Source organism: Cupriavidus oxalaticus (genome assembly GCF_016894385.1).
Lineage (GTDB): Bacteria > Pseudomonadota > Gammaproteobacteria > Burkholderiales > Burkholderiaceae > Cupriavidus > Cupriavidus oxalaticus.
Genome location: NZ_CP069811.1, coordinates 2,327,125 through 2,352,994, shown reverse-complemented (window position 1 = coordinate 2,352,994; position 25,870 = coordinate 2,327,125). Strand labels below are relative to the sequence as shown.

At 65.9% G+C, this 25,870-nt stretch carries 22 protein-coding genes; 16 read left to right on the top strand and 6 right to left on the bottom strand.

Going from position 1 to position 25,870, the window contains the following annotated elements; all coding sequences use genetic code 11:
- Nucleotides 1–76: 76 nt before the first annotated feature.
- Both JTE92_RS10220 and JTE92_RS10215 read right to left on the bottom strand, forming a co-directional pair.
- A complete protein-coding gene (locus tag JTE92_RS10220; protein WP_063237263.1) occupies nucleotides 77–1,504 on the bottom strand; it encodes an MmgE/PrpD family protein in 1,428 nt (475 codons plus the stop codon).
- Between the two features lie 72 nt (nucleotides 1,505–1,576).
- A complete protein-coding gene (locus JTE92_RS10215) occupies nucleotides 1,577–2,548 on the bottom strand; it encodes a Bug family tripartite tricarboxylate transporter substrate binding protein (RefSeq protein WP_063237262.1) in 972 nt (323 codons plus the stop codon).
- Between the two features lie 359 nt (nucleotides 2,549–2,907).
- Here JTE92_RS10215 and JTE92_RS10210 point away from each other — a divergent pair, with 359 nt between their 5' ends.
- From JTE92_RS10210 to JTE92_RS10175, 8 genes are all read left to right on the top strand, one after another.
- Nucleotides 2,908–3,663, top strand: coding sequence for an IclR family transcriptional regulator (locus tag JTE92_RS10210; RefSeq protein WP_232353420.1), 756 nt, complete (start codon nucleotides 2,908–2,910; stop codon nucleotides 3,661–3,663).
- A gap of 44 nt (nucleotides 3,664–3,707) precedes the next feature.
- Complete coding sequence (locus JTE92_RS10205) at nucleotides 3,708–4,649, top strand: LysR family transcriptional regulator (protein ID WP_063237260.1); 942 nt, start codon at nucleotides 3,708–3,710, stop codon at nucleotides 4,647–4,649.
- 212 nt (nucleotides 4,650–4,861) lie between these two features.
- Nucleotides 4,862–6,010 (top strand): acyl-CoA dehydrogenase family protein, encoded by a 1,149-nt coding sequence (locus tag JTE92_RS10200; protein ID WP_231942102.1) that lies wholly within the window; start codon nucleotides 4,862–4,864, stop codon nucleotides 6,008–6,010.
- A 29-nt stretch (nucleotides 6,011–6,039) separates the two neighbouring features.
- A complete protein-coding gene (locus JTE92_RS10195) occupies nucleotides 6,040–6,555 on the top strand; it encodes a MaoC family dehydratase (RefSeq protein WP_063237259.1) in 516 nt (171 codons plus the stop codon).
- Between the two features lie 13 nt (nucleotides 6,556–6,568).
- Entirely contained in the window at nucleotides 6,569–7,765 is a 1,197-nt protein-coding gene (locus JTE92_RS10190; protein ID WP_063237258.1) for a thiolase family protein, read from the top strand.
- A gap of 18 nt (nucleotides 7,766–7,783) precedes the next feature.
- Complete coding sequence (locus JTE92_RS10185; protein WP_063237257.1) at nucleotides 7,784–8,191, top strand: Zn-ribbon domain-containing OB-fold protein; 408 nt, start codon at nucleotides 7,784–7,786, stop codon at nucleotides 8,189–8,191.
- A gap of 37 nt (nucleotides 8,192–8,228) precedes the next feature.
- Entirely contained in the window at nucleotides 8,229–9,245 is a 1,017-nt protein-coding gene (locus JTE92_RS10180) for a Bug family tripartite tricarboxylate transporter substrate binding protein (RefSeq protein WP_063237256.1), read from the top strand.
- Between the two features lie 108 nt (nucleotides 9,246–9,353).
- Complete coding sequence (locus JTE92_RS10175) at nucleotides 9,354–10,511, top strand: CaiB/BaiF CoA transferase family protein (protein ID WP_063237255.1); 1,158 nt, start codon at nucleotides 9,354–9,356, stop codon at nucleotides 10,509–10,511.
- 173 nt (nucleotides 10,512–10,684) lie between these two features.
- Here JTE92_RS10175 and JTE92_RS10170 read toward each other — a convergent pair whose 3' ends face one another.
- Nucleotides 10,685–11,758, bottom strand: coding sequence for a porin (locus tag JTE92_RS10170; RefSeq protein WP_063237254.1), 1,074 nt, complete (start codon nucleotides 11,756–11,758; stop codon nucleotides 10,685–10,687).
- A 235-nt stretch (nucleotides 11,759–11,993) separates the two neighbouring features.
- Here JTE92_RS10170 and JTE92_RS10165 point away from each other — a divergent pair, with 235 nt between their 5' ends.
- The 6 genes from JTE92_RS10165 to JTE92_RS10140 all read left to right on the top strand — a co-directional run bounded on the left by JTE92_RS10165 (nucleotide 11,994) and on the right by JTE92_RS10140 (nucleotide 19,837).
- The gene (locus JTE92_RS10165; protein ID WP_063237253.1) at nucleotides 11,994–12,773 is read left to right on the top strand and encodes an IclR family transcriptional regulator; all 780 of its coding nucleotides are present in this window, start codon (nucleotides 11,994–11,996) and stop codon (nucleotides 12,771–12,773) included.
- Nucleotides 12,774–13,067: 294 nt separating this feature from the next.
- Nucleotides 13,068–15,008 (top strand): AMP-binding protein, encoded by a 1,941-nt coding sequence (locus tag JTE92_RS10160; protein WP_063237252.1) that lies wholly within the window; start codon nucleotides 13,068–13,070, stop codon nucleotides 15,006–15,008.
- A gap of 87 nt (nucleotides 15,009–15,095) precedes the next feature.
- Entirely contained in the window at nucleotides 15,096–15,926 is an 831-nt protein-coding gene (locus tag JTE92_RS10155) for an enoyl-CoA hydratase/isomerase family protein (RefSeq protein ID WP_063237251.1), read from the top strand.
- 184 nt (nucleotides 15,927–16,110) lie between these two features.
- Nucleotides 16,111–17,295 (top strand): CaiB/BaiF CoA transferase family protein, encoded by a 1,185-nt coding sequence (locus tag JTE92_RS10150; protein ID WP_063237250.1) that lies wholly within the window; start codon nucleotides 16,111–16,113, stop codon nucleotides 17,293–17,295.
- Between the two features lie 233 nt (nucleotides 17,296–17,528).
- Complete coding sequence (locus tag JTE92_RS10145; protein WP_063237249.1) at nucleotides 17,529–18,773, top strand: CaiB/BaiF CoA transferase family protein; 1,245 nt, start codon at nucleotides 17,529–17,531, stop codon at nucleotides 18,771–18,773.
- A 98-nt stretch (nucleotides 18,774–18,871) separates the two neighbouring features.
- Nucleotides 18,872–19,837 (top strand): tripartite tricarboxylate transporter substrate binding protein, encoded by a 966-nt coding sequence (locus JTE92_RS10140; RefSeq protein ID WP_063237248.1) that lies wholly within the window; start codon nucleotides 18,872–18,874, stop codon nucleotides 19,835–19,837.
- Between the two features lie 91 nt (nucleotides 19,838–19,928).
- Here JTE92_RS10140 and JTE92_RS10135 read toward each other — a convergent pair whose 3' ends face one another.
- Nucleotides 19,929–20,576 carry a TetR/AcrR family transcriptional regulator gene (locus JTE92_RS10135; RefSeq protein WP_063237247.1) on the bottom strand — a complete coding sequence of 216 codons (648 nt, stop codon included), beginning with the start codon at nucleotides 20,574–20,576 and terminating at the stop codon, nucleotides 19,929–19,931.
- Nucleotides 20,577–20,823: 247 nt separating this feature from the next.
- Nucleotides 20,824–21,795: a Bug family tripartite tricarboxylate transporter substrate binding protein gene (locus JTE92_RS10130; RefSeq protein WP_063237246.1), complete on the bottom strand. Its 972-nt coding sequence runs from the start codon at nucleotides 21,793–21,795 to the stop codon at nucleotides 20,824–20,826.
- A 189-nt stretch (nucleotides 21,796–21,984) separates the two neighbouring features.
- On the opposite strand from JTE92_RS10130, the gene JTE92_RS10125 reads away from it, so the two are divergent.
- Nucleotides 21,985–23,145, top strand: a complete 1,161-nt coding sequence (locus JTE92_RS10125) for a CaiB/BaiF CoA transferase family protein (RefSeq protein WP_063237245.1) — start codon at nucleotides 21,985–21,987, stop codon at nucleotides 23,143–23,145.
- The gene (locus JTE92_RS10120) at nucleotides 23,142–24,125 is read left to right on the top strand and encodes a Bug family tripartite tricarboxylate transporter substrate binding protein (protein WP_063237244.1); all 984 of its coding nucleotides are present in this window, start codon (nucleotides 23,142–23,144) and stop codon (nucleotides 24,123–24,125) included. The genes JTE92_RS10125 and JTE92_RS10120 overlap by 4 nt, the downstream gene beginning before the upstream one ends.
- A 70-nt stretch (nucleotides 24,126–24,195) precedes the next feature.
- On the opposite strand, the gene JTE92_RS10115 is transcribed toward JTE92_RS10120, so the two are convergent.
- On the bottom strand, nucleotides 24,196–25,635 hold the full coding sequence (locus JTE92_RS10115) for an MmgE/PrpD family protein (RefSeq protein WP_063237243.1): 1,440 nt from the start codon (nucleotides 25,633–25,635) through the stop codon (nucleotides 24,196–24,198).
- Between the last annotated feature and the right edge of the window lie 235 nt (nucleotides 25,636–25,870).

Below are 25,870 nucleotides of genomic sequence, written 5' to 3'. Positions count from 1 at the left end.
TCCCTCCCATGCTGAAGCAAGGCCTGCGCGGGCGCCATGCCTGCACATGGCGCCCGCCGTCAGCTGAAGCCGGACCTCAGCGTTTCCCGGGCCGCACGTCAGCCAGGATCGACGCGATGTTCCCCACATTCTCCAGGTCCAGCACCGCATCGATGACGCGAACGATGTTGGCCTCGGGAATGACGTCCCGCGCGTTGTCGCGGAACTTCTGTACCAGCTCTTCGGTGCTCATATGGCTGGCCGGGTCGGGGGAGGGGCTCCCCTTCGGATAGCGCCGCTCGCCGGCAAAGATCTGGCCGCGCGCCGACACCTCGATCTTCGCCGGCCGGCTGGCCGCGTGGCCGGTCAGCAGCGCCACATAGTCGGGGTGCACCGCGTGCTCGACCTTGTCCATCAGGCGCATCACGGATTCGCCGAAGACCAGTTCCGGGTCCTGCCAGGCCTTGCCCGGGGGCACGCGATGCGCACCCAGCGCGATGCCGTGCGCGATGCTGAACTGTGCATCGTGCACATGCCTGATATCCCGGTTGAGCCATACCGGCTGCTCGACGAAGCCTTCGACCCAGACCTTGATGCCGTCGATCTCTTCCGGCCGCAGTTCGTTCTGGTCGACGATCTCATTGAGGCTGTCCAGCAGGGCATGCAGGATGCGGCAATGCGGGTAGGGCTTGTAGGCCTGCTCGGTGGGGAACTGCCAGTCGGTGCCCAGTGCCGCGAGGATGCGGTCCGGCTCCCAGCGCGTGGTGCCGATAAAGCGCGGAAAACCATACTCACGGTCGTCGAGGATCTGCAGGTCGCCGCGGTGGCCGAACTCGGCCATGTGCGCAGCGGCCATGGCCGCCTGCGTCAGGGCGCCGGCAAGCAGGTACTTGATCGTGGAGCTGGGCGCATGCTGGAACCAGGCGACTTGCGAATTTACCGGGCTGATGCTGCCGGCAATCCCTAGCGCATGCGCTGTCGTCTCGGCGCCCAGTCCCTTCAGCTTGACGATGGCCGCCGTCGCGCCGAAGACAGTGCTGCTGTAGCCATAGATCTTCGGCGGCGACACCTTGCCGTCCTTGGTGTCGCGCAGGTAGTCCATGGCCTTGCCGAGCCGGTAGGACATCTCGTGCGAGACGGCCAGCGCGGTGATCAGGTCCTGGCCGGACCGGCCCATGGCTTCGCCGACCGCCAGCGCGCCGGGCAGGACATAGGGCGTCACATGGCCCGGCGGTACCACGGCATCCATGTCGAGGGCATTGATCAGTTCGCCGTTGGCAAAGGCCGCGCCAACGACCGACACCCGCTGGTCGGTGCCGATGATGGTGGCGTCGCCCGCGGCGCCACCCATCAGTGCGCCGTAGTCGATCCCGATCTTGCCCTTGGGCTGGTCGACGGCGGCCAGCGCGCATCCCAGCGAATCGAGGACGATGCGCTTGCATTCGTCCACGACCGCCGGCGGCAGCATGCCATAGGTGCTTTGTTCGGTGAAGCCGGCCAGTTGCTCGACGATGGTTGTTGCCATGGCATTCTCTCCAGGTAATGTGTCGCGCCCCTGCGGCAGGGGCTGCCAGGGGAGTTCGGCTTGTCGTTCGGCTTACTCTTTCGGGATGCCCAGGTCCGCCACGACCTTGATATTGCGCTGAAGATCCTGGCGCAAGAACGCAGTGAATTCCTCCGGGGACAGGTTGCCGGCTTCGGCGCTGTCCTTGCGGAACCGCTCGCGCACGCCTTCGTTGGCCTGCGCCGCCTTCAATGCCTTCGCCAGCCGCATGACGACAGGCGTTGGCGTGCCGGCCGGCGCCGCCAGGCCCATGTAGACATAGAAGCTATAGTTGGGCAGACCCTGTTCGGCCAGTGTCGGAATATCGGGAAACGCCGGCAGGCGCTTGGGTGACGAAACCGCGAACGCGCGCAGCTTTCCGTCCTGGACGTATGGGCCCGACGAGTTGGCGCCGTCAAAGATCATGTTGACGCGGCCGCCAAGCACGTCCGGCATGGCGCCGGCGTTCCCCTTGTAGGGCACGTGAAGCATCTTGATGCCGGCCTGGTGCATGAACAGCGCGGCGGCCATATGGGTACTGGTGCCGATGCCTGCGGTGGCATAGGACATCGTGCCCGGGCTGGCTTTGGCATGCGCGATCAACTGCGGCAGGGTCTTGTCCGGCTGAGCGGAGAAACCCACCATGATCAGTGGGGCCTTGTTCATCATGCCGATGCCGGTGAAGTCCCGTGCCAGGTCATAGCCCGGCTCCAGCTTGGTGGCTTGCGCCAGCGCCAGGGTGTTGGCGGTGGCGAGGAGGGTGTAGCCATCCGGCTTCTGGGCTTTCACATAACGGATGCCTAGCAGCCCGGCAGCCCCAGCCATGTTTTCCACGACCACGGGTTGGCCAAGGTTCTCGGCCATCTGCTGCGCCACGGCGCGGGTCGTGACGTCGAGCAGCGCGCCCGGCGCCGAATTCACGATGATCCGCACGGGCCTGGCTGGATAAGCGTCTGCCGCGAATGTCGGGCCTGCGGCCAGCGCCATGATGATCACGCCGCACAGGCGGTGAAGGGAATGGGTCATTGCTGCGGTCTCCTGTCTCGATATCCTGTTGACAGCCCTGCGTGCAGGGTGGCGTATGCACGCATGGTCGGATCCGGAGCAGGCGAGGTCAATACAGCGCTTGCCGCCGTTCCGTGCAATGAGCGAGGGGGTTAACCCCCATGGAGCTTCATCGAACCGGCCCTCAAACTCTACCTAACGTTCGTCAGGTACGGGCGCACCGCCATGCGCCGCATGCTACGTGGGTAGCGGGCGCAAGCATATCCATGGATACGGAGACGCCCATGTTGCAGCAAGCAGGCGCGAGGCCGCGAGGCCATCAACCCGGGATCGGCGCGATCTGGCCCAGGCCGGGCCGGTCCGCTACGGCGGAAAGTCAGGTGCGGGTAGCGCCGCTGGCCCGCGGCCTGGCCGTGCTGGCCGCCTTCGGCCCGGAGCAGGCCTGGCTGGGCAACCAAGAGATTTCTCTGGAAACCGGCATCCCCGCGCCCACGGTCACGCGGCTGCTGCAGTCGCTGGTCGCACTGGGATACCTGCACCACGACGAGGTGCGGCGCAAATACCGGCTCGCGGCCGCCTCGCTGGCGCTCGGCTATGCGGCGATCGCCGATCCTGCCGTGCAGCGCGAGGGCAGCATAGAGATGCGCAAGTTCGCCGAAGCGACCGATACCTACGTGGTGCTCGGCACGCGCGACCGGCTCGATGTGATCGTGCTGGACAGCCGCGTGGGCAGCCAGGCCGTGCTGGACCTGCGCCTGACGCCGGGAACGCGCCTGCATATTGCGTCATCGCTGATGGGATCGGCACTGCTTGCAGCGATCCCGGAACTGGAGCGCTGCTACCTGCAGGGCAATGTGGAGCGCAAGGCCGGCCGCGACTGGCCCTTGCTGCGGCGGCGCATGGCCGAGAAGATCTCGCAGGTCCATGAACTGGGTTTCTGCATGTCGCTCGGCGAGTGGGAGCCTGAGTTGGCCGCCGTCGCCGTGCCGGTCCGCGTGCCGGAGCAGCCGCCGCTGGTGCTGGCCTGCATTGGCCGAACTGCGCGCATGGCGCGCGCCCGCGTCGAACGCGAGCTGGCGCCGTGCCTGCTGGCGATGGCGCAGGTGCTGCAGGAACGGCTGGCATCGCGCGAATAAGGCGAGCAAAATAGGCTGGGCCCTCACCTTCCCGCCAGCCGTTCATGACCGAATTCAACCGCCTGCACCTGATCCGCCAAGTCGACCTGTTTACGTTGCGGTTGTTCCTGTCTGCTGTGGAAGAGCAGCAGATCGGGCGAGCCGCGAGCCGAGAGAATATTGCCGCTTCGACGGCGACCAAGCGGATCCAGGACCTGGAGGATATCGCTGGCGTCAAGCTGCTCGAACGCGGACCCAGGGGCGTCGTCCCGAGTCCCGCGGGCGCGGTGCTGGTGCGCTACGCGCGCCAGATCCTGGACAGCATCGAGAACCTGCGTTCCGAAATTTCCGCCTTCACCGAAGGCATGCGCGGCAAGGTGGTGGTGGCTTCGGCGCGCTCAATCATCGCGCCATTTCTTGCCCGCGAGCTGGGCGACTACGCGCGCGATTTCCCGCTGGTGGAGCTGGTGGTGCGCGAAGTCGAGAACGCCGCGATCATCGAGGCAGTGTCGCGCGGCGATGCCGACGTAGGGGTGTTCGCCATGGCCCACGAGCTTGAGCTTGGGGGCGTCGACGTGACACCCTACCGCCGCGACCGGCTGGTCGCCGTGGTGCCCAACACGCACGCGCTCAGCGCGCGTGAAATGGTCAGCTTCGAAGACCTGCTGCCGGAAAGGCTGATTCCGGTGGAATCGATGCTGGGCATGTTCCGCGCCGCGGCGAAACGCATGGGCGCCGAGTTCGCGCCACCGTTCCACGTCGTCAGCGCCGGGGTGGCGACCAGCCTGGTCCAGGCCGGGCTGGGCGTGACTGTGTTGCCCGAATGCCTGCTCAGCCACGATATGTTCGATCAGGTCACCAGCGTGGCCATCGACGAGTCGTGGGCCGTGCGCACCACCCATATCGCCACGGCCCGCGGTCGTGTCCTGAGCCCGCCTGCCGCCGCGCTGATGAAGCAGCTGCTAGACCGCCCGCGCGGCGAGCCCGCCGTATCAGGGCAGGGCTGAGCGCTACCACGCACCGTCGCGCAACACTGCGCGCTTGCCCCGTCCAGGCGCCTCCTGCGGCTCACTTCGATCCCACCGAATCGCCGCTTCGGAAAAGGCCAGTTGGCTTGCCTGCTGCACACCACTACGCTTCCAACACGCATCGCAGCAATCGCAGCAAGGGCTCGCTGCAATGCAGGCAGATGCCAACGCAAACCAATGGAGGCAATACAGTGCAACCGAACTTCCTGAATGAATCGCAGGCCTTGTGGCTGGATACCGTGAACCGTTTCATGGACAACGAGGTCACGGTCGAGTACGTGCGCAAGTGCGACCAGAACCGTGACTATCCCTACGAGGCCTACGACAAGATCGCCAAGCAGGGCTGGCTGGGGCTGCTGTTCAGTGAGGAAGAGGGCGGCGCCGGAGGCGACATCTTCGACTACACGCTGATGGCCGAAGGCCTTGGAAAGTTCGGCTTCGATTTCGCGGCGGCGGTCCTGGTGCCGACCTTCACGGCGATGAATATCGCGAAGTACGGCACGGCTGCGCAGAAGGACAAGTACATCAAGCCGTTCATCGAGGGCAAGATCCGCTTCTCCGTGTCGATCTCCGAGCCCGACGCCGGCTCCGATGCCTCCAACACGAAGACCCGCGCCCGTCGCGACGCGAACGGCGACTGGATCGTTTCTGGACAAAAGCTGTGGTGCAGCGGCGCAGCGGCCAAGGACACGGTCATCGCCATGCTGGTGCGCACGGACGCCGACAACAAGCACGGCGGCCTTTCCGTTCTCCTGATCCCGAACACGACGCCGGGCCTGGTGATCAACAAGCTTCCGACCCTGTCGCGCCATGCGACCGGCACCACCGAGATCTTCCTGGATGAAGTGCGCGTGCCGGGCGATGCGATTCTCGGCGAAGAAGGCCAAGGCTGGGAAATCATCACCAAGCACCTGGAACTCGAACGTTGCTCCGTGGCTGCGGCCTATGTCGGCAACGCGCAGACGGCGGTGTCGAAGGCAGTGCAGTACGCCCATGAGCGTATCCAGTTCGGCAAACAGTTGTGGGATTTCCAGGTGCTCAAGCACATGCTGGCCGACCGCCAGACCGAGGTGGATGCCGCGCGCCTGCTTTGCTACCGTGCCGCGCAAATGGCAGCTGCCGACGTGCCGTGCAGCCGTGAAGTGTCGATGGCCAAGCTGTATGGGTCCGAGACGCTCAAGCAGTGCGCGCTGACCGGCATGCAGGTGCTGGGCGGCTACGCCAACCTGCCAGAAGCCGACATGGAGCGCTACCTGCGCGAAAGCGTCCAGTCCACCATCGGCGGCGGCACCTCGCAGATCCAGAAGACCATCATCGCCAAGTCCATGCGCTTGGGCTGATCGCGCAACCACATCAAGGAACCAGAGAAATGACTGACACGACCAAGCGCGTTATCAACAACCGTATCGACCAGACCTTTGACGAGCTGCAGGTGGGTCAGGTATTCCGCTCGGGCGGGCGCACCATCACTGAAGCAGATGTCGTCAACTACTGCGCACTGACCGGCAACTGGATCGAGATCCACTCCAACACGCACTACGCGTCGAAGACCCGCTTCGGCCAGCGCCTGGTGCAGGGGTCGCTGACCTACTCGATCGTTACTGGCCTGATCCAGTTCGGCCTGGGCATCCAGGCGAACTACGGCATCGATAATATGCGCTTCCGCAGCCCGGTGTACATCAACGACACCATCTACGCGGTGTGCGAAGTGATCGGAAAGAAGGAGAAGGACGACAAGTACGGGGTGATCAAGTTCCGCATCAGCGCGATCAACCAGAACGGCGACCTGCTGCAGCAAGGCGAATGGAGCCTGCTGATGCTGCGCAAGCGCGAAGACCTCGACGCGCTGATCGCGTCGTCACTGCCTGAACTGAAGGCGGCCTGAGGCAATGGCGGCCATGTCGACCAAGCCAGTGGCGGCCATCATCGGGATGGGCGACGCCTACGCGTCCCGGGCGGATCGCAAGGACCCGCTGCAGCTAGCCGCCGAAGCCACGCGGCGCGCGCTGCAGGACGCGGGCATTACCAAGGACCAGGTCGACGCCGTCTACACCGGCCGCTCGCCCTGGGCGGACAAGCGCTCGCAGTGGAGCAACATCTTCATCTCCCACATGCAGATGCCGGTGAAGCGCACCAGCGAGATCACCATGCACGGCGCCGGGCTCACTGCCACGCTGGCGGTGGCCTCGGAGATGATCGCCACGGGCCAGGCAGAGTACGTACTGTGCCTGCAGAGCGACGCGACCGAGCTCTTTGTCGATGCCGTGGCAATGGGTGCCGAGGCCGATGCCGATCCGCAGTTCGAGGTGCCGTATGGCCCGATCATCCCGGCCGCGTGCCGCTACCTCCATGAGTTCGGCCTGACCGAAGCTGACCTCGCGGAGGTCGCGGTGGCCAACCAGCGCTGGGGCGTGCATCACCCGCATGCTGCCAAGGCGCGCTTCGGCGAGATCGACCGCGAGACCGTGCTTGCGTCGCCCTATGTCGCCACGCCGCTACGGCGCTGGATGTGCTCCACCTGGGGCGGCGGCACCGGCGGCGCGCTGGTGATCACTTCGCCGGAACGGGCAAAGGCGGCGCGCAACCCGGTCTACCTGATAGGCTACGGGTCAGCCACGACGCATGAGTACCTGGGCGATCGCATGAACATGCGGTCGTGCAAATTCCCCGAGCTTGGCGCGATGCCCAACCTGATCTACACCGCGACGGCGGCGGCGGCGAGCCAGGCCTACGCCATGTCGGGGCTGTCGCCGGCTGACATCGACATGGCGCAGGTCTCGGTGAACTTCGCGCACATGGGACCGATCGTCATGGAAGACCTGGGCTTCGCGAAGAAGGGCCGCGGTATCGACCTGTACCGCGAAGGACGCACCGGGGTGGACGGCGACCTGCCCACCGACACCAACGGCGGCTGGCTGTCGTTCGGCCAGCCGGGCATCTCCTGCAATATGGACAGCATGGTCGAGGCCGTGCGCCAGTTGCGCGGGGAAGCGCTCGGGCTGGCGCCGGCGCGCCGGCCGAAGACAGTGCTGGTGCAGGGTGCCGGGGGCATGCTGGCCGCCGGCAGCGTGCTGCTGCTGTCTTCCTCCACCTGAACCTCATCGGAGCACGTGATGATCCAAACGCAAGACGGCTGGCCGCAGCCGTACCAGCTTCTCGATGCCCGGCCCTACTGGGAAGGCCTGGGCGCCGGACTGCTGAAATACCAGCGCTGCGGCGGATGCGGCCAGGCGGTCTGGCCGGCCCATTCCTTCTGTCCGCACTGCAACGCCGACCAGCTCGCCTGGGAAGTCTCCGCCGGCCGCGGCAAGCTGTATTCGTTCAGCACCGTGATGCGGGGGCCGACGCCGGCCTTTGCCGCGATCGCGCCGTACACAGTCGGCTTTGTCGAGATGGACGAAGGCTATTTCCTGTTCACGCAGATCGAAGGTCCGCCCGAGTCGATGCAGATCGGCAACCGCGTGCAAGCGCACATGATCGAACGCGGCGGGCAGGCGCTACCGGTGTTCACCCAAGCCTGACGCAGCGCCAGACATAACAGATAGAACGGAGAGAGACATGACAGTACGACTAGCAGCGCCCGGCCGCCGGCGCTGGCTACGGCTGGCGGGCGCCGCCGGCCTGGCCGCCTGCGCGGCACTATCGCTGCCCAGGCCCGCCGCGGCCGCGGAATGGCCGACCCGGCCCGTGAAGATCGTGATTGCGGTCGCGGCGGGCTCCACCGGCGATATCCTGGCCCGGAGCCTGGCGCAGCGTCTCGAAGGCATCTGGAAGCAGCCGGTGATCGTCGAGAACAAGCCCGGAGCAGGCGGCGTCATCGGCACGGAATACGTGGTCAACGCCACGGATGGCCATACCCTCTTGCTGGGCACGCAAAGTTCGATCCTGCCCAGGTTCACCACCAAGAACCTGAAGTTCGACCCAATGACCGACCTGGTGCCAGTGTACAAGGTCATCAACTACCAGCTCGTCATCGCGGTGAATGCCGAAACCGCACCAAAGGCCAAGACGCTGCGCGAGCTGGTCGACCTGAGCAAGAGCAGCCCCAACGGGCTGTTCTTCGCCGGCACGGGCCAGACTTCGGTCTTCAACCTGACCATGGCCCTGCTCAACAAGTCGCTGGGCATGAAGTACACGCCGCTGGACTTCAACAGCATCGGCACCATGAACCTGGCCGCCATGCGCAACGACGCGCAGTTCCTGGTCAATACGCCCAGCTCGATGAAGTCGCAGATCGATTCGGGCAAGCTCAAGCCGCTGGCTGCCATCAGCGCCGAGCGTTACGCCAGCTTCCCTGAGTTGCCGACACTGGCCGAGGCGGTGGGCTACAAGGGTTACTTGCCGCTGCTGTGGGCTGGCATCTTTGTCCCGAAGGGAACGCCGGCCGCGGTGGTGGACCGCATTGCGCACGACTTCAGCACGCTGGAAGCGGACAAGGCATTCCGCGGCAGCATCGAGTCGAAGCTGAGCGGCCGCATGGTGGCGTCGTCGCCGTCGGCGTTCGCGAAGCAACTTGCTGAAGAGGCCAACGTCTGGAAGAACCTCTTTGCTGAAATGAACTACAAGCCGGAGTAGCCATGTCAGGACCGCTGGAGGGCGTACGTATCCTGGACCTCACTAGGCTGGCAGAGGCCGGCCCCGCCGGACCCTGAACGGCCATTGAATTCCCAGGAGACCAACGACATGGCGCGAAAACCAACCGGGCCCCTCGCGGGCATCAAGATCGTGGAACTGGGCGGAATCGGCCCGGGGCCGTTCTGCTGCATGTTGTTGTCCGACCTGGGCGCCGACATCATCCGCATTGACCGTCCGTCGCCCTCCGACGGCGGCGCGCCGGTCGAGGCACGCTTCGACCTGCTCAATCGCGGCCGCCGCAGTGCCGCCATGGACCTCAAGCAGCCGGCGGCGGCCGCGGCGGTGCTGCGGCTGGTCAGCCAGGCCGACGCCGTGATCGAGGGTTTCCGCCCCGGCGTGGCGGAACGGCTCGGGCTGGGCCCGGACGACTGCCACAAGGTCAACCCGCGACTGGTCTACGGCCGCATGACCGGCTTGGGGCAGGACGGGCCGCTGGCCCAGGAGCCTGGGCACGACATCAACTACATCGCGCTGACAGGCGTGCTGCATTCCGTCGGCAAGGCCGGCGAAGCGCCGTCGATCCCGCTCAATCTCGCGGGCGACTTCGGCGGCGGCTCGCTTTACCTGGCGCTGGGCGTGGTCAGCGCCATCCTTGAGAGCCGCATGTCCGGGCGCGGACAGGTGGTGGATGCCGCGATGGTCGACGGATCGGCATCGCTGATGACGCTGATCTACGGCCTGCGTGCAGCAGGGTACTGGACCGACGAACGCGGCACCAACCGGCTCGACTCGGGTGCGCCCTGGTACAACGTGTACGAGACGAAGGACGGCAAGCATGTCGGTATCGGCGCCAACGAGACGCGCTTCTACCGCAACGCCGTGAAGCTCCTCGGGCTCGACGTCGACAAGCTGCCCGGCCAGCACGAACGCACCGGCTGGCCGGCGATGCGCGAGCAGTTTGCCGCCGCGTTCCGGACGCGCACGCGCGACGAGTGGGCAGCGCTCGCGGCTGGTGCCGAGGCCTGCATCACGCCCATCCTGTCGATGGGAGAGGCGCCGCACTGCAACCACCTGCAGGCACGCAAGACTTTCGTTGAAGTCGATGGCGTGGTGCAGCCGGCGCCGGCGCCGCGCTTCAGCCGCACGCCGGGAAGCATCCAGCGGCCCCCGGCCCGTCCCGGAGAGCACACCGACGAGGTGCTGGGCGATTGGGGGTTCTCCGCGCAGGAGCTCGCGGCGCTGCGCGACGCGGGTGCGATTCGATAGCGTCAGCTGCGGAAGCGGCCGCTTTCGAGACCGATAGCCACACCAAAAAAATGCGCTTGGTCGCGCTTTGACACGCGAGCAGGCGCCAGTTCCCTTTACCTCTTCCCTTTTCTACTTCTTGTCTTGCTGTCCGGCGGCACACGCATGGAAGCGGCACGGCCGGAGCCAATCCGTCAGAACTTATGGCGAATATTGACCATGACCCCGGTCTGATTCTCGCCCGGCGTGATCGTGCTGCCGAAGCCGTTCAGGCCAAGGTTGGAGTTGTCCTTGTTGCGCACGTACCCCACGTTCAGGAAGGCATCGGTACGCTTGGACAATGCGTAATTGGCGGATGCGACCAGCATCCATGGATCCTGCCCGTTACGCCGGTTGTTCACGTAATAGCCCGCGCCGGTCAGGGTGAGGGCAGGCGTAGCCCGGAAACGGTAGCCCAGCCAGAACAGGTCGTTGCGGCGCGCGACACCGATATCGCCGTTGAACCAGCGATAGCCGGCCAACACGGTCGAGCTGCCTAAGCTGACGTTGGCCGCCGCCGCGATGCGCCGGTCGGTCTGGCCCGAGTTCTGACCGGTGATGCCACGCGTGCCTTGCTGCTGGTCATAGATCACGGTAGCGCCGAAGTTGCCGCCGGCGTACTCCAGGCCGCCGCCAAAGGCACGGTCGCTCTTGACGTCGCCGGGTACCTCGGTGCCGAGCGACGTAGTGCCGCCGCTGGTGATGCTGGTACCGCGCGCAAAGCTGTACAGGGCGGTTGCCGTGACTGGGCCGAACTTGCCCGTGTACTTGGCCGTGTTGTCGTAGCGTCCCGCAAGGTTGGTATCGATCGACAGCGCCGAATAGCGTGCCGCCAGCACCATCGGCTCATAGTTGATCAGCAAGTCGAACAGGGCGTTCTGCTGCCGGCCGAGCGTGACGCGGCCCCATTTGTGGTCCAGGCCCACGAACGCCTGGCGGCCGAACAGGCGGCCGCCCTGGCTGGATACACCGCTGTCGAGATCGAAGCCGCTTTCCAGCGCGTAGACCGCTTTCATGCCGCTGCCCAGGTCCTCCACGCCGCGCAGGCCCCAGCGGGAGCCCGACGCGTTGCCGGACGTCATGCGAAACAGCTTGTCGCCGGCGGCATTGGCGTTGTTCAGGTATTCCAGGCCGATGTCCGCGACGCCGTACAGCGTGACGGATGATTGCGCGGCGGCGAATGGTGCAGCCATGGACAACAGCACTGCGGCGTAATACCGACGCTTCATAGGGCTCCTCCGTTGTGGTCTTGTATGTGTGCGGAGTCTGTGAGATGTCGTGCGATGGCGTCAAAGCCCATGCGACAACTGTGCCGTGCAATGAAATTGATGGCACTTGAGCGAGCCCGCTGGTGCGGGTTTACCTCATGGAAGCCGGCCGTCCTGGCTGCCAGAATGTACCTAACAATCGTAAGGGATGCGGGCGGGGCGATGTGTTCCCTTCTGCAAGCTGTACGGAGTCGCAATGAGCCCTTCCTCACCCGTCACCATGACGCTGGAGCGTGGCCTCCAGGTACTGCGCGCCTTTCGCGCGGAGCGCGTGCCCCTGACCAACGGCGAACTGGTGCGCCGGACGGGACTGTCCAAATCCACGGTGTCGCGCCTGACCATGACGCTGGTCAGCATGGGCTTCCTGCGCCGCGTGGCGGGGGGGCCGCAATTCGAGCTCGGCAGCGGCCCGCTCGGCATAGGTCACGCCTACCTGGAAACCAGCGCGGTCACGCGGCTGGCCCATCCGTTCATGCAGCAGCTGGCCGACCGGCTAAACGTTTCGGTGGCGCTGGCGGTGCCCGACCAGCTCGACATGCTCTATGTCGCATATCGCACCAGCACGCGCATCGCCACGCTGCGGCTGGGCGCAGGATCGCTGCTGCCGATGGGGCTGACGGCGATCGGGCGGGCGTGGCTGTGGGGATTGCCCGAGAACACACGGTCGGGCTACGTTGCCTCGGTGGTAGAGGCCGCAGCGCCGCAGGCCGAAGAGGTGCGGAAGAACATCGAGGCGGCGTTCGAGGACCTGCGCACGAGCGGCGTTTGCATGTCGCTCGGCGAATACCAGCGCAATGCCTACGGCATCGCCCTGCCGCTCAGAGTGGGGCGCGCGGACACGCTGATGGCGCTGAACTGTGGGGCGGTCGACCTGCGCGCGGACGTCGACGCGATTCGGGCGCGCATCGTGCCGGAACTGAAGGCCGCCGCGGTGGAGCTGATGGTGCTGCTGCGCGATGTCGGCAGCGACGCTTAGTGTGCCGCGCCGGGGCCGCGTTCCGTACTCCGGAAGCCATGGTCCGGGCTGCGGACCGCACGCGGGGAGCGCCCGCGCGCGCCGTCGGGCGCCGGCTCCCGATGCACAGGGCCAGGCCCGACGCTCCGGACCGTGCCACGGCATTCCAAAGTACGGCACAACACCGCTGCCTTGATTGACGTGCTTCGGTCCGTCGCGCACGCTGGACCTATGCGATGGCGCTCCTGACGCTGCATGCACTGTCTTGACCCAATCGCGCCGCAGCAACCGTGCAACCAATACGCTGGATTATCGATGAGTGACTCTCTGCACAATGACTGGATCCCTACGGGAGACGATATCGCCACGGCGAACGTGTCGGCGCTGGTCACGCGCCTGGGCCTGAAGGATTACGACGAATTGCTGGCCTTCTCCAACGAGAAGCCCGACGCCTACTGGGACGCCGTCATCGACTTCTGCGGGGTGGCGTGGGACGTGCCGTACACGCAGTATGTGGATGCCTCCAAGGGCAAGCCGTTCCCGAAGTGGTTCCCGGGTGGGCAGCTCAACTGGGTCAAGTCCGCGCTCAGGTGGGCGGACGATCCCGCGATGGCGTCGCACACCGCCGTGGTGGCGGAAAAGGAGGGCGGCGCGGTCGAGCAGCTGAGCTATGCCGAGCTGGCGCGCAATGTAGCCGGCTTTGCCGGCGGCCTGAAGGCGCTCGGCGTCAAGCGCGGCGACCGGGTTGGCCTGCTGGTGGAAAACGGCGTCGAGGCGACCGTGACTTCGCTGGCCGTCGCATGGATCGGCGCGGTGACGGTGCCGCTGTTCAGCGGCTTCGGCGTCGATGCGATCGTGTCGCGCCTGTCGTCATGCTCGGCCAGCGCGCTTGTGGCCACGACCGGATTCTCGCGCCGCGGCAAATGGGTCGATACGCGCAGCCTGGTCGACGAGGCGCTGTCGCGTCTGCCGGACATCGGCACCACGGTCTGGAAGCATGCGGGCGAGGCGATCGTCTTCGGCGATGCAGTGCTCGACTGGCAGCAGGTGGCCAGCGCACAGCCGGATCCCGCACCCGAGCGGATGTCGCCGGACGATCCCTTCATGATCATCTATACCTCCGGCACCACCGGGAAGCCCAAGGGCACCGTGCATACCCACGGCAGCTTCCCGCTGAAGATCGCGCACGATTCGGCCATCCATTTCAATGTCAGCCCGAAGGATGTGTTCTGCTGGCCGGCGGACATGGGTTGGGTGGCCGGCACGCTGGTGATGTCGTGCGCGTTGCTGCGCGGCGCGACGCTGGTCTGTTACGACGGCGCCCCGGACTACCCGGACTGGTCCCGCATGTCGCGCATCGTCGAGCGCTACGGCGTGACGCACTTCGGCTCCGCGCCGACGCTGATCCGGGGCCTGGCCGCCAACGAGGCCGTCGCCACGCAAGGCGATACTTCGACGATCCGGCTGCTGATCACCGCTGGCGAAAGCATCGCTCCGGAACACTTCCTGTGGTTCCAGAAGGCGTTCGGCAGTGGTCGCCGCCCGGTCATCAACTACACCGGCGGCACCGAGGTGTCCGGGGCGCTGTTGTCCAGCGTGATCGTCAAGCCGATCAGCCCGGCCGGGTTCAACACCGCCTCGCCGTCGGTGGCCGTGGACGTGGTGGATGCGGACGGCACCTCGGTGACCAATACCGTGGGTGAGCTGGCGATCCGGGGGCCGTTCGTCGGCATGACGCAGTCATTCTGGCAGGACGACGAGCGCTATCTCGACACCTACTGGAACACGGTGCCGGGCCTCTGGGTGCACGGCGACCTGGCGCTGCGCCGTGACGACGGCACCTGGTTCATGATGGGCCGCTCCGACGACACCATCAAGCTGGCGGGCAAGCGCCTTGGCCCGGCCGAAATCGAGGACGTGTTGCTCGAACTGCCGGAGATCGCTGAAGCCGCCGCCATCGGCGTGGAGGACCCGGTCAAGGGGCAGAAGCTGGTTGTGTTCCTGGTGCCATCGGCCGCCATGACGCAGTCGAACGAGGCGCTGGCGGCCGCGGTCAGCAAGCATGTCGACGGCCGGCTGGGGCGCCCGTTCCGCCCGTCCGTGGTCCACGTGGTCGCGCAACTGCCCAAGACGCGCAGCTCCAAGATCATGCGCCGCGTGATCCGCAGCGTTTACACCGGCCTGCCTGCCGGCGACCTGTCGGCACTGGACAACCCGCCAGCCCTCGAAGAGATTCGCGCCGCTGCCGCGCATTGACGACGCCGTGACGGCGCATTGATTGACGGGAGCGTGTGTATTTCTTGTTCGCTTCACACGCCCCCGCACTTTTATTCAGGAGATTCCATGTCGAAAAGCAGTACCGCCGCGGGCGCGGCCTATGAGAACTATTCAAGCCTGGCGTTTGACCGCCCGAGCGAGGGCGTCCTGCGCATCACGCTGAACCGTCCCGAGCGCCTGAATGCGCTGGATGCACCCGGCCACGACGAGATCGCCCGCGTGTGGCGCGATATCGATGCCGACCCGAGCGTCAGCGCCGTGGTGCTGTGCGGCGCGGGCAAGGCCTTCTCCGCCGGCGGCGATTTCGACATGGTCGAAGAGATGATCGATTCCTTCGACGCGCGCGCCCGCGTCTGGCGCGAGTCGAAAGACCTGGTCTACAACATCATCAATTGCTCCAAGCCGATCGTTTCGGCGATCCACGGTTCCGCCGTCGGTGCCGGGCTGGTAGCGGCGCTGCTGGCGGATATCTCGGTGGCGGCGCGCACCGCGCGGCTGGTCGACGGCCATACGCGGCTCGGCGTTGCCGCCGGCGATCACGCCGCGATCGTGTGGCCGCTGCTGTGCGGCATGGCCAAGGCCAAGTACCACCTGATGCTGTGCGAGCCGGTGAGCGGCGAGAAGGCGGAGCAGATGGGGCTGGTGTCGCTCGCCGTGGATGAGGCAGAACTGCAGGACACGGCGGTATCGATCGCCACGCGACTGGCCAATGGCGCGCCGTCGGCGATCCGCTGGACCAAGTATTCGCTGAACAACTGGCTGCGCCAGGCAGGCCCGACCTTCGATGCTTCGCTGGCGCTGGAGATGTTCGGCTTCGGCGGGCCGGAGGTCAAGGAAGGCGTGGCCTCGTTCCGCGAGAAGCGCGCTCCGGTGTTCCCGCGCACGACCACGGCCTGAGCGGGAAGGGCGACAACGGGCCGGGGCGATCCGGTCTCGTTGTCGGCGCCCCGGTCATGCAATTTCGATGCACGGAACGTCTTGGAAGGCTTGATTGACCAGCGAAGGGCCGGCGGTCAGGATCGATTCCATCAGCCGTCGTCTCGCCCAGACGAGGCAACCAGTGAGATGGAAGCTAAAGAAGATGTCCAAGGTTCTTGAAGGTATCCGCGTCCTCGATTTCGGACGCTTCATTGCCGGCCCGTTCTGCGCAGCGCTGCTCGCCGATTACGGTGCCGACGTCATCCGGATCGACCGGGTCGGTGGCAGCGAAGACCGGTTCATCGTGCCGGTCACGGATTCAGGGGAGGGCGCGCTTTTCCTGCAGTGCAACCGCAACAAACGCTCGATCACGCTGGACATCGACAGCGAGGAGGGCCGCGAGGTGGTGCGCCGCCTGGTGGAGAAGGCTGACGTGGTGGTGGCGAACATGCCGCCGAAAACGCTGGCGAACCTGGGGCTGGATTACGCGACGCTGAGCGCGATCAATCCCGGCATCATCCTGACCGCTTCGACGGCCTTCGGCTCGCATGAAGGCGCTGGCCACCGGGTCGGCTTCGACGGGGTGGGGCAGGCGATGAGCGGTGCTGTCTACATGTCTGGCACACCCGACAGCCCCACCAAGGCGATGGTGCCGGTGGTCGATTTCTCGACCGCCTTGTCGTGCGCGCTCGGCACGGTGATGGCGCTCTACGAGCGGCGCATCAGCGGGCGCGGGCAATGCGTCGAGGCGTCACTGCTGCAGACGGCGCTGAACCTGTCCAGCGGGGCGCTGATCGAGGAAGCGGCGCTTGCCATTGACCGGCAGGCGATGGGCAACCGCAGCCCCTCCTATGGGCCCTCGGACATCTTCCGCGTGGCCGATGGCTGGATCATCGCCCAGGTGATCGGGCAGCCGCTGTTCCGGCGCTGGGCCAACCTGATCGGCGCGCCGGAACTGTTGGACGATCCCCGTTTCAGCGACGACTTGCGGCGCGGCGAGCATGGTGAGTTCCTGAGCGGCCTGATGGGCAAATGGTGCGTCAGCCGCACCCGCGATGACGCGCTGCGGGAACTGGAGAAGGCCAGGATCCCGGCAGCGCCGGTCTATTCCCCGCGCGAGGCGCTGGATGATGCCTCGATTCAGGAGTCGGGCGCCTACATCTGGCTCGACTACCCGGGCCTGCCGCGCAAGGCGCCGATCGTGGCGCCGCCGGCGATGTTGTCGCGTACCCCGCCCGATGTTGTGCGGCGCCCGCCCACGGTCGGCGAACACACCGAAGAAGTGCTGGCCGAGGTGGGTTACGACCGCTCGCAGGTTCAAGCCATGCGCAAGGCCGGCATCGTCTGACAGCACGACCCGCACCACCCGCAATTCGCACAATGCGAACTGGTGGTTCGCCAGTGACTACTTGAGCGCAACCGGCCGGCTCCACTAGCATTGAATCAAAGCAATGGGGACCTGCCCGAGCCAAGCCAGGCCGGGAAAGCGCGGCGCCGGCGCGTCGTTAGCAGTGGTAAGAGCAATGGAAGTGACAAGGGCCCGGGGCGCATGACGGCGGGCCGACAAGAAAGGAGACAGTAGTGCCAGCAAATCAATCGCGGCCACTTGAAGGCATCCGCGTACTGGACCTGACCGTGGCGCTTGCCGGGCCATATGGCTCGCTGTTGCTTGGCGGCATGGGCGCGGAGGTGATCCGCGTGGAAGCGCCCGGTGGTGGGGACATTGCACGGACCAACCCGCCGTTCGTGGGCAGCCACGGCATCCATTTTGGCCAGCGTGAAGACGGCGAGGTATCGCTGACGGTCCTGAACCGGTCCCGCAACAAAAAGAGCATCACGCTGGACCTGAAATCGGAGGAGGGCCGCGAGCTGTTCATGCGGCTGGCCGAGGAATCGGACGTCGTGCTCGAGAACTTCAGCGAGGGTACTACGGCCAAGCTCGGCGTGGACTACGAGCAGGTGAGGCAGCGCAATCCGCGCATCGTCTACGCGTCGGTCAAGGCGATGGGCGAGCCCAGTGCGTTCCCGGGGCTCAAGGGCATGGACATCATCGTCCAGGCGCTCAGCGGCCTGATGGAGGTCACTGGCTACGCCGATGGGCCGCCGACGCGCTGCGGCCTGCCGATCGCGGACCTGGTCGCGCCGATGTATGTCGCCAATGGCATCCTGGCCGCGCTGATTCACCGGGGCCGCACGGGCGAGGGCCAGCGCGTGCAGGTGTCGATGCTGGATTGCCTGGCATCGTGGGTGGCTGAAGAGCACTTCGACGTCATGGGACGGGAAGGCTATCCCTCGCGCACCGGCAATTACCACGACCGGCTCGCGCCGTTCGGGGTCTATCCGACGCTGGACGGGCACGTGGCGATTGTCGCGTTCCAGCCGGACTGGATGCGCGGGCTGCTGGAATCGATCGGCCAGCCCGAGCTGCTCGAGGACCCGCGTTTCAGCGGCCGCGGGCCGCGCATGCGCAATGCCGCAGCACTCAACGAGGTAATCGCGGGCTGGACGAAGCAGCGCAACTCGGCCGAGGTGGTGCGCGAACTGCTGGACAACCGCGGCGTGCCCTGCGCGCCGGTGCGCAAGCCCGACGAGGTGCTGCACGACCCGCGGCTGCATGAGAGCGGCGCGCTGATGAACCTGGCCCACCCCGATTTCGGCCCGGTGGACGCGGTGGGCATGGGCCTGCCGATCCGGTTCTCAGCGACGCCCTCGCAGTTCGACCGGCCTGCCATGGCGCTGGGTGGTGCCAACGAGGAGATCTACGGCGGGCTGCTCAAGCTCAGCCCGAACGAGATCCAGGCATTGCGCGAAACGGGGATCGTCTAGCCATTGCCCGGCCGGCTGATCGTCTGATCCCTTCTCCCGCGAAGTGGGAGAGGGGAGCAAACCGCAGTCACCGGCCTGATTCAACAGGAGAAAATGTAATGATTTCACGCCGTAGCTGCCTGCAGTTGCTGCCCGCGCTGGCAACGCTACCGTTGTCGGCGCTTGCGCAGGCCTACCCGTCCCACCCGGTCCGCTTTATCGTGCCGCTGAGCCCTGGCTCCGGTACCGACGTCGTTGCGCGCTACATGAGCTCGGAGTTGGCAAAGGCCATGGGCGGATCGTTCGTCGTCGAGAACCGCATGGGAGCCAGCGGGATCATCGGCACAGATCTGGTAGCAAAGGCACCCGCCGACGGCTATACGATCCTGTTCAACTACGCGGCGCACTACTCGAACCAGTTCGTGGAGAGGACGCCGTATGACGCGGTCGCCGACTTCGAGCCGATCGCCCGCCTGGCGACCTCGGCGATGGTGCTGGTCACTGCGGCTAACTCACCGTTGCAAACGGTGCGAGATCTCATTACCGCCGCGAAACGCAAGCCGGACGGGCTGTCCTATGGCTCACCCGGCAATGGCACCACGCCGCAGATGGCGGCGGCGCTGATGAGCAATATGGCTGGGATCCGGATGAACCACATTGCATACAAGGCGCCGGCGCAGGTCGCAATCGATGTGGCGGGCGGACAGCTGGATGCCGGCTTCGGCGGCGTGGCCACGTCGCTGCCGCTGGTGAAGGCGGGGCGTTTGCGAGTGCTGGCCGTGACCAGCAAGCAGCGGTCGACCTATTTCCCCGACGCGCCCACCCTGGACGAGGCTGGCTTGAAGGGCTATGAACTGGTCACCCCGATCTGGGCATTTGTCCGCCGCGGCACGCCGCAGGCAATCATCACGCAGTTGTCCGACGCCATGACTAAAGCCGCCGCGGCGCCGGCCTTCAAGGCGTTCTGCACCAGCCAGGGGCTGGAGGTCGACATCCAGGACGCTGCCAAGGCCCGCGCCAATGCGGCGGCCGAACTTGAGCGCTGGAAGAAGCTGGTGGCGCTGTCTCAGGCGAAGGCAGGATGACAACGCCTGCATGCTGAGGGCTATCTACCCTCGCTGAATGCCGGGGAGGGGGATCCGGTTCGCGATCGGGAGGTGCTGCTGCAGCATTGGTTCACGAAGCCACGGCCTGCGCCCGTCGCGCCGGCTTGCGCACCTGCCTGGGCCGGACGCCTTCAAACAGGATCGCGCAGAGTTCGTCGATCACCTTTTCGGGCGAACCCTTCTTCGGGTTGAACCAGGTCTGCACTGAAGTCATCGTGCTCAGGACGAACACGCGGCACAGGGCGATGTCGATGTCCTCGCGCAGGTGTCCTTCGGTGCGCAGGTCTTCCAGCATGCCGCTCCAGAACGTCTGATGCTGGGCCCGTCGCCTGAGATGGCGCTCGCGCACCTTGTCCGGCAACTCGGCCAGCTGGCGCCCATGCGCCAGGGTGTAGTCGCCGTACTTGATCATCGCGCTGAAGAGGCCGAGCAGGCCGGCGCGGAAGCGCTGCTCGGCGTCGGCGCCAGGCGGGAGCGCCGCGATGCGCGCCTGTGTGTGCGCAAAGATGCTTTGGGCGCCGTGTTCCATCACCGCATCCAGCAACTCTTCCTTCGAGGAGAAGTGATAGTAGATGCTGGCCGCTTCAATGCCGGCCTGGTCGGCGATCCCGCGCATGGTCGTGGCGGCATAGCCTTGCGTGCCAAAGGCGCGCGCCGCCAGGCGCATCAGCTTCTCGCGGGTGTCCACAGTGGTGGCGTTGGCCTGGCGTTTTGTCATGATTTATGAGGGCCGGAGCCGGATTCCTGGCAGGGTTGCGGAGATTTCTCCCCACGGACGTTACTTCATCGGGCGTGCAAAATCTACCTAACGTTTGTGGGAGCCCGCCGCGCGGCCGGACTGGAGCACGGTCAGGCCTGGAAGAGGGCTGCAATTTACGTCCCGCGGCTCTGGACATGTCACCCCTTGGCTCACTGCGCGCTGCTCTGGTAGGTAAGCTGGTAAGACGCTTGGTAAGCCAGCGAACTCAGGATTCCTTCGACAGTTGCGCGATGCGCTTCCAGTGCGCATCCTCCTTCGGCAAATCAGCCAGGAACTGGCGGCGATCCGCGATATCAACGTACATCGACTGATGAGCGCAGAACGCCTTGAACGCGGGCGACTGAGCGATCCGCACCAGTTCGTCGGACAGGCGCTGGACGATGGGGGCCGGCGTCCCAACGGGGGCGAGGGCGCCGATCCACGACGCGACCTGGTAGCCCGCAACCCCCGCTTGCGCCGAGGTCGGGACATCGGGGATCTCACCCCACCGCCCGGCGCTCGTGACGGCGAGACCGCGCAGCTTGCCCGCCTTGATCATCGGCACCACGCTGGGTGCGCCCTGGCATGTAAAGTCCACCTGGCCGGCAATGACGTCGGTCACGGCCGGGCCGTTGCCCTTGTAAGGGATATGCCTTGCGCGCGTTTTCGTCAGGTCGTTCAGCATGACGGAGCAGAGATGAGAGGTGCTGCCCGCTCCCCCGGATGAGTACGTGATCTCGCCCGGCTTGCGCTTCATTGCCGCGACCAGGTCGCTCAGGGTCTTGTAAGGCGAGTCGGCCTTGACTACGATGCCCAGCGCGGAACTGCTCACCCTGGCAATCGGCACGAAGTCCTTGACCGGATCGAAGGTGACCGGACCCTCGGCAAACCACCGCGTGGTCAGGTGGGGAACACCGGCGAACAGCAGCGTGTAGCCGTCCCCGGGAGCCTTGGCGACCGCGTCCGTGCCGATGAGCCCGCCGGCGCCAGCCCGGTTGTCCACCATGACCGGGGTTTTGAGGTTCTTTGCCAGTGCCTCGGCAACAAAGCGTGCCGTAATGTCGACCGCCGTGCCTGGGGAGGCCGGGACCACAATTCGAATCGGCCGCGACGGAAATTGCTGCGCAAACGCCGACGGCGCGCAGGCAACGGCCCCTAGTGACGCCAGTGATTTCAGGAAATGCCTTCTGCTGAACATGATGTCTCCTCTCTTATGCCTCGAAGATAGGCGCGGCCGGTGTGCTGGGCAATCGTCGCCCATGAACCGTTCCGTGCTTTGAGCGCTGATGCAGGGTCCTCCTCTCAAAGCACGGAACGGCATGGGCAGGCGAGTTGAGTTCTGGGGGGAAGGCGCGCACGATCGACCGGGCATAGCTATCAGGAGACAATGGTGGGACCACTTGCTGGAGTGCGCATCGTGGAGCTGGCGGGCATCGGGCCGGCTCCCTTTTGCGCCATGTTGCTTGCAGACCTCGGCGCGACGATCATTCGCGTCGACCGGAAAGAGCCATCGGGGCTGGGCCTGTCACGGCCGCTGCAGTTTGATCTGGTGTTGCGCAACCGAAAGTCGATCCAGGTCGATCTGAAGGATCCGGCCGAGCTGGAACTGGTTCGCACGCTGATCGACAAGGCGGACGCACTGATCGAGGGATTCCGCCCCGGTGTCACCGAGCGGCTCGGATTGGGGCCTGATGCATGCCTCGCGCGCAATCCGAGACTGGTGTACGGCAGGCTGACCGGCTGGGGCCAGGATGGCCCGCTGGCCCAGACGGCCGGGCACGATATCAACTACATCGCGATCACCGGACTGCTCAATGCGATCGGGCGTGAGGGCGAGCCGCCGACGGTACCGCTCAATGTCGTTGGCGACTATGCCGGCGGCTCGGTCTATGCCGCACTTGGCATCGTGAGCGCCATCCTGGAGGCGCGTGCCTCCGGCAAGGGGCAGGTCGTCGACGCGGCAATTGTCGATGGCGTGGCGTCGCTGCTGACGGTACATACCGGGCTGCGCGCGGCCGGCCTGACCGGATCGGAGCGAGGCACCAACCTGCTGGATTCGGGGGCGCCATTCTACGATGTCTACGAATGCGCCGATGGCAAGTACATATCGATCGGCCCGATCGAGGCCAAGTTCTACCAGCAGCTCCTCGAACGACTGGAGCTGGACCCGTCCGCGCTGGGTAAGCAGGCAGACCGCGCCGACTGGCCGGCCGCTCGCCGCTTGTTTGCTGCGCAGTTCAAGACGCGAACCCGTGCGCAGTGGACGGAGCTGCTCGAAGGCAGCGACGTGTGCTTTGCGCCCGTGCTCGACCAGGAAGAGGCCTTTGAACATCCGCACCTGAAGGCACGCGGCACCTTTGTCGAGGTGGATGGCGTGATGCAGCCGCGCCCGGCGCCGCGCTTTTCGCGTACGCGCGCCGCCGATCCGGTTCCTCCGGCCGCGGCCACCCCGGAGAATGCCGCCCTGGCACTGGCTGAATGGCTGACCAGGGAGCAGCTTGCCAACCTGGCGGCCGCCGGCCGCATCCAGAATGGAGCAACGCAATGATCAGGCGCCGCACCTTCCTTCAGTCGCTGCCGGCGCTGGCGGCTATGCCGGCATCGTTCCCGGCTTCGGTTCTCGCCCAGGCCTACCCCTCCCACCCGGTGCGAATCATCGTACCCGTCAGCCCTGGCTCGGGCAGTGATGTCGTGGCGCGCTATATGAGCGCCGAGCTGACGAAGGCCTTGGGCTCTGCCTTTGTCGTGGAGAACCGCCTTGGCGCGAGCGGGATGATCGGCACGGACTTCGTCGCCAAGGCGGCACCGGACGGCTACACGCTGCTGTGCACGTACGCCGCGCACTATTCGAACCAGTGGGTCGAGAAGACGCCATACGATGCGGTCAGGGACTTCGAGCCGGTCGCGCGGCTGGGCATGTCGGCGCTGCTGCTGACTACTGCGGCCAATTCGCGGTTCCGCACGGTCCAGGAGGTTATCGCGGCGGCGAAGCGCAAGCCCGGGGGCGTGTCCTTCGGGTCTTCGGGAAATGGCACCACGTCGCACATGGCGGCGGCGCTGATGAGCAGCATGGCCGGCATTGAGATGACCCACGTCCCGTACAAGGGCCCGGCGCAGGTCGCGGTCGATACGGCGAGCGGGCAGGTCGACGTTGGCTTCGGGGGCGTGGCCTCGTCGCTGGCGCTGGTCAAGGGGGGACGATTGCGCGTGCTGGCAGTCACCAGCCTGCAGCGTTCGAGCCAGCTTCCGGATGTCGTGACGATGGACGAGGCCGGCCTGAAAGCCTATGAACTGGTCTCGCCGATCTGGGTCATGGCGCCACGGGGCACGCCGCCTGCCATCGTCACGCAACTGTCCAGGGCAATGACCGCGGCGGCTGCGACGCCCGCGTTCAAGTCCTACTGCATCGGGCAGGGCCTGGAGGTCGATATCGCGGATGCCGCTGCGGTTCGCGCCAGTGCGCCGGCTGAACTGGAACGGTGGAAAAAGCTGGTAGCCCTGACGCAGGCCAAGGCAAAGGCCGGCTGAAAGCCGGCCGATAAGTCTCCGACAAGGAGAGCGAGCCGAGCCCGGTCGGCTCGCTTGCTCTATCCGAAACTCAGTGCGTCAAGGCCATCAGGTCTGCGGCTTTGATGCGCGGATCCATCTTCCTGAGCGTCGCCAGCAACGTCTGCGCCCGGTCTTCGCCAAGCACGTCAACCGTCAGCTCCATGAATTTCGCGTCCTGTTCGGCTTCCGACATGGGATTCGCCAGGGAACCGATCGGATCTTCCACAAATACGTGCTCGGATGTGCCATCGCGGAAGGTCACGGTGACATCGGCGACGAACTTGCCGGGGTAGCGCTGCTCGAGTTCCGGCGCCTCGGTAATGCCGATGCCACGCGCCACTTCCTTCACGGGGTCCATGTCGAGCTTGCCGGCCAGGTAGTCGCGGTGCACCTTGTAGCCATTGCCCATGCCGAGCACGGCGAATGCCATCTGCGTTGGCAGGCTGAACTGGACGTGCTCGATGTTCTTCGGCTCGTACGCGTTGGCATTAGCGGTGCCGACCACCACGTTGAAGGCGGGGTGGATGCGGGCCTGGATATCGGCGATGTCGGCGCGCCGCGCCGCCAACGGGCCGATTGCGTCGATATACGCATGGGTGCAATAGCAGGCGCAGTAAGCCTTGAGCCAGACCGTGCCAATCTCGAACCGCTGGTCGAGGCGGAACCGCTCCTCGGCCCGATCGCCCGGGCCACGCTGCAGGAAGGTGCGGAAGAAGCCTTTGTTGCCGCTCAGGAAGGCGCGCGGCCCGGTGATGCCGGCCTGCGCCATGTCGGCCGAGACCATGCCGCTGCGCGTCCCGATGCCGGCGTGCACCCGCTTGACCGAGCCACCGGTGGAGGTGTACTCGGTGGTGCCGGCCGCATGGCTCAGCGCGATGGAGAGCGCGTGCAGGGTGGTTTCCGCATCGAACTTGCGCAACTTGGCCGAGACTGCCGCGGCGCCGAAGCTGGACAGTACCGCATGCGGGTGATAGCCGCGCTTGAGCAGGTCCGGCGCCGCCAGCACGCCGATCCGGGTGTAGACCTCGTAGCCGGCCACGATCGCGGTGATGACCTCCTCCAGGGTCGAGCCCAATTCCTCGCCGAGCGCGAGCGCCGCGGGAATCACGCAGCTGCCGGGATGGCTGGCGCTGGCTCCGTGCGCATCGTCGTACTCGAAGCCATGGCCGTAGGCGCCATTGACGAAGGCGGCGTCCGCGGCACTCATGGGGGCTGTGCTGGCGGCGACGTGGCTGCGGCCGGGGCGTTGCCGGGCGGTGGCGAACGCGAGTACCTGGTGCGACCATGGCATCTGCGAGGTGCCGATCTGCAGGGCGAGCTGGTCGCGCATGAGCCGGCTCACCCCGGCATGGGCCGGCGCGTCGAGCTGGTCGAAGGTCAGGTCCCGGATCAGGTTAACCACAGCCTGCTCGAGAGGTGGGCAATTGGCCGCCGAACTGGAATCGGATTGGATTGTAGTCACAGGTGCGTTCCCGGGGAAAAGTGTCATTGGTGCGTGCCGCGTCGATGGCGACATGCACTGGCATGGTGACCAGATTCCCCGCACGCATTGGGGCTGTCAATCCGAGGCGGGCCCCGGTTCCGTACAGTGAGCGCAAGCGTGCCCCCGCCCGGCCGCGGCAGCCGTGCATGCTCGCAAGGCATGACGGTATACTCGCGGTGAGATTCGCGGGCACGCAGCACGATGCTGCTACGCAACATGCGAAGCCTGACCCGGCGACAGA